At 69.2% G+C, this 2920-nt stretch carries 4 protein-coding genes; 1 reads left to right on the forward strand and 3 read right to left on the reverse strand.

The features are described 5' to 3' along the window. The 3 genes from ENSA5_RS03565 to ENSA5_RS36955 form a co-directional block, all read right to left on the reverse strand. On the reverse strand, positions 1–1310 hold a 1310-nt coding region (locus ENSA5_RS03565), incomplete at its 3' end, for a thermonuclease family protein (protein ID WP_181197330.1). Further along, positions 1301–2011 (reverse strand): lamin tail domain-containing protein, encoded by a 711-nt coding sequence (locus ENSA5_RS03570; protein WP_181197331.1) that lies wholly within the window; start codon positions 2009–2011, stop codon positions 1301–1303. The genes ENSA5_RS03565 and ENSA5_RS03570, both read right to left, overlap by 10 nt. Before the next feature lie 252 nt (positions 2012–2263). Continuing rightward, positions 2264–2416 (reverse strand): hypothetical protein, encoded by a 153-nt coding sequence (locus ENSA5_RS36955; protein WP_181197332.1) that lies wholly within the window; start codon positions 2414–2416, stop codon positions 2264–2266. 30 nt (positions 2417–2446) lie between these two features. On the opposite strand from ENSA5_RS36955, the gene ENSA5_RS03575 reads away from it, so the two are divergent. Beyond that, a complete protein-coding gene (locus ENSA5_RS03575) occupies positions 2447–2824 on the forward strand; it encodes a hypothetical protein (RefSeq protein ID WP_106390143.1) in 378 nt (125 codons plus the stop codon). Positions 2825–2920 lie beyond the last annotated feature (96 nt).

The following is a 2920-nucleotide window of genomic DNA, read 5'->3' on the forward strand; positions in this document are numbered from 1 at the left end:
GGCTCGGCGAGCTTGGGCTCGGCGTCAGGCGTGGGCTCGGCGTCAGGCGTGAGCTCGGCGTCAGGCGTGGGCTCGGCGTCAGGCGTGGGCTCGGCGTCAGGCGTGGGCTCGGCGTCAGGCGTGGGCTCGGCGTCAGGCTCGGCGTCAGGCTCGGTCGACTTCGAGCTCGGCGGAGTGAAATCCTCGGGTTGCTCGACGGCCGCGTGGTCCTCGGGCAGGTCGAACTCGGGATCGACGTCCTCGCTGCCGGGCGTGCCGGGCGGCGCGTACTCGGGCAGGCGGACCTGGATCGGATCGCGGACCTCGATCTGGAGCTGTTTGCGGCCGCTGCGGCGGTCGGTGTAGTTGGTCACGACCCCGCGCACGCGCACGTACTCGCTCCGGTAGCGCTCGATCCCGGAGTCCTCGAACACGTCGTCCTCCCAGAAGATCAGCGGGAAGTCCGCGAACATCCTGCGGCTCAGGAGCACGCGCTTGGGCCCGCGCTCGCCCTGGCGGATGTCGCCGACGGTTGCGAGGATCTCGACCTCGTCGCCGAGCCGGGCCTCGAGCCGGGCGAGGGCGTCCCAGTTGGTCAGCGCGATCAGGGTCGGATCTTCGGCGGCCTCGGCCTCGAATTGCTTGATGAACTCGGCCCGGCCATTCCACCAGCTCGCGCGCAGATCGTAGTCGGGGTAGCAGCGCGCGCCCTCGGCCCAGATCCCGCGCTTGGCCTCGCGGGCTTCGGTCTCGGCGGCCACGAACTCGTCGTGGAAGCGCCGCGAGTAGCCGTACTTGGAGAAGTAGGGGCTCATGCCCGCGCGCACCGCCTCGATGTTGTAGTTGACCCACTCGCCGTCACGCTCGACGAGCACGTAGGCCAAGAAGCGGTTGTAGCGGCCGCGGATCTCCTTGGGGTGATCGCGCTCGAGCCGGACCGAGGTCACGCCGGTGAAGAAGTCCTCGGCCCAGTGCTTGGCGTCCATGCCGAGCGGCGTCGGGATCTTGATCGGGCGGCTGGACTTGGCCTGCTTGGTCTCGAGGTAGGCGTCCCAGCCGACCTCGAACTCGCGCCAGGACTTGTCGGACTTGAAGGTCTCTTCGGTGTCGATCGCCAGCAGCCGGAGGCTCGCGTCGAGGCCGTCGACCTTGACGGTGTCGCCGTCGACGATCGCGTCGGGCTTGAGCGGGTACTCGCCGATGACCAGGCCCGCGTCTTCGCGCTCGAGCTCGCTGCGGTCGAAGCGAGTGTCGAGGCCCGAGCACGAGGCCGCGCTCAGCGGGAGGGCGGCGAGCAGGCAGGCCGCGAGCAGGTGACGACTCAGGGGCATCGGTTGGGCTCCCCCGGCGAGCCCGGCAGCCCGATGCCGAGCAGGCCCTGGTCGTCGGGCAGATCGTCGACGCACCAACAGCCCGAGGACGCGGTGTCGTTGGTCGTCGCGCTCGGTGGGTTGTCTGCGTTGCCGCAGGCCAGGGTGCCGACCCCGGGCAGCTCGTCGTGGTCGTAGAAGACCTGGTCGATCAGCTCGCCGCAAGCCTCGAGCTCGACGAAGGCCGCGCTGAAGTCAGATTTGAACAGCTCCCGGGGCGCCTCGTTCTCGTTTGGATCGCCGCCGGAGATGTCCCAGCCGATCGAGTAGTCGATCCACACCTCCGGGTCGTCGGGGAGCCCCGGCCCGATCACGAAGTAGCCGCCGGGCTCGATCTCGAGCTCGCTCGCCCCGCGGACAAAGAACTCGAGCTCGTCACCGCCGCTGCCACGCAGGCGCACGCGCAGGCCTTCGAGGTCGACGGTGCGCGAGCTCGCGTTGTAGAGCTCGATGTAGTCGCCGAAGCTGTCCGTGTTCGAGCGCAGCTCGGAGATCACCAGCTCTCCCTCGGCGACCTTGGGGCACAGCTCGGGCAGGGGCTCGCGGACGCACCCCGCTGCAGATCCGATCAGCGACGCGAGGCCCAGCGCGAGCCAGCAGCTGCGCCGACGGCGGCCGTCCGATGGGTGGGCCTGCGACACGTTGGTGCGAGGATAGGGCACGTCAGGCCCCTCGCGGTGACGATGCCGTCGCGCCGAGCCCACGCGGGGGTCACGAAGCTGTGTCAGCCTGATGAACGGTGTTCCTAGACCAGCTGCTAGCGACCTGTGGAGGGGGGGAGGGGCCGGGATCCTGCACACTTGCGCGCTCGGGCCCCACCGACCTTCGAGCGATCTCCCGGGGCTCGAACAATTTGCTCCGTCCGCGCTGCGCTGAACCCGATCCCTCCTCGTCGGCGGCGCCTCCGGACTTCTTCACCCTACACTGACGTAGTCCTTCGCCGATGAGCTTCGCCGCCGCACTCGCTCGCACGCGAGGCCGGCGTCCCCGCGCTCGGCCCGGTCCGCGCCGACTCGGAGCAGCTCTTCGTCAGCCTCGGCGAGCTCGACTTCCTGGCCTTCGTCCATGTCGGCGAGGCCCGGGCGATCGAGCAGTTCATGACCTACGTCGACTACCTCGCGGCCCGGGGCCGCGAGCGTGACGCGAGCTTGTTCTCGACGATCCTCGTCGACGAGCGCCGCCACGCCGACTACACCCGCGCGCTGCTGTTCGAGCTCGCCGCGAGCGAGGCCGAGGCTCGCCGGGCGCTGCGTCGGGTCAAGCGCTGGGAGGCGTGGCGGGGCTGGCTGCGGGCGGGTCGATTCCTCGCCTCGCGCCGAGATTTTCGTCGAGGGCGCGAAGCCAAAACGCCGCTGTACCGGGCGTACTGCAAGTTTTGGCGACAAAGCCCTCGGCGAAAAGGCCAAGCGAGGCGGCGCGAGGGATTGCACCCCGGGCTGCTAGACCTAAATCAAGCGCTGAATTTAAAAAGCTGAATGATTTAGGGCTAGTACGAGCCGCAAGGCGAGCGTTTGGGGTGAGCGGAGGGGGCTTTGCCGCCGCAGCGAGGGGCCTTTTCGAAAGGCCCCTTG

The organism is Enhygromyxa salina, from assembly GCF_002994615.1.
Classification (GTDB): Bacteria; Myxococcota_A; Polyangia; order Nannocystales; family Nannocystaceae; genus Plesiocystis; species Plesiocystis salina_A.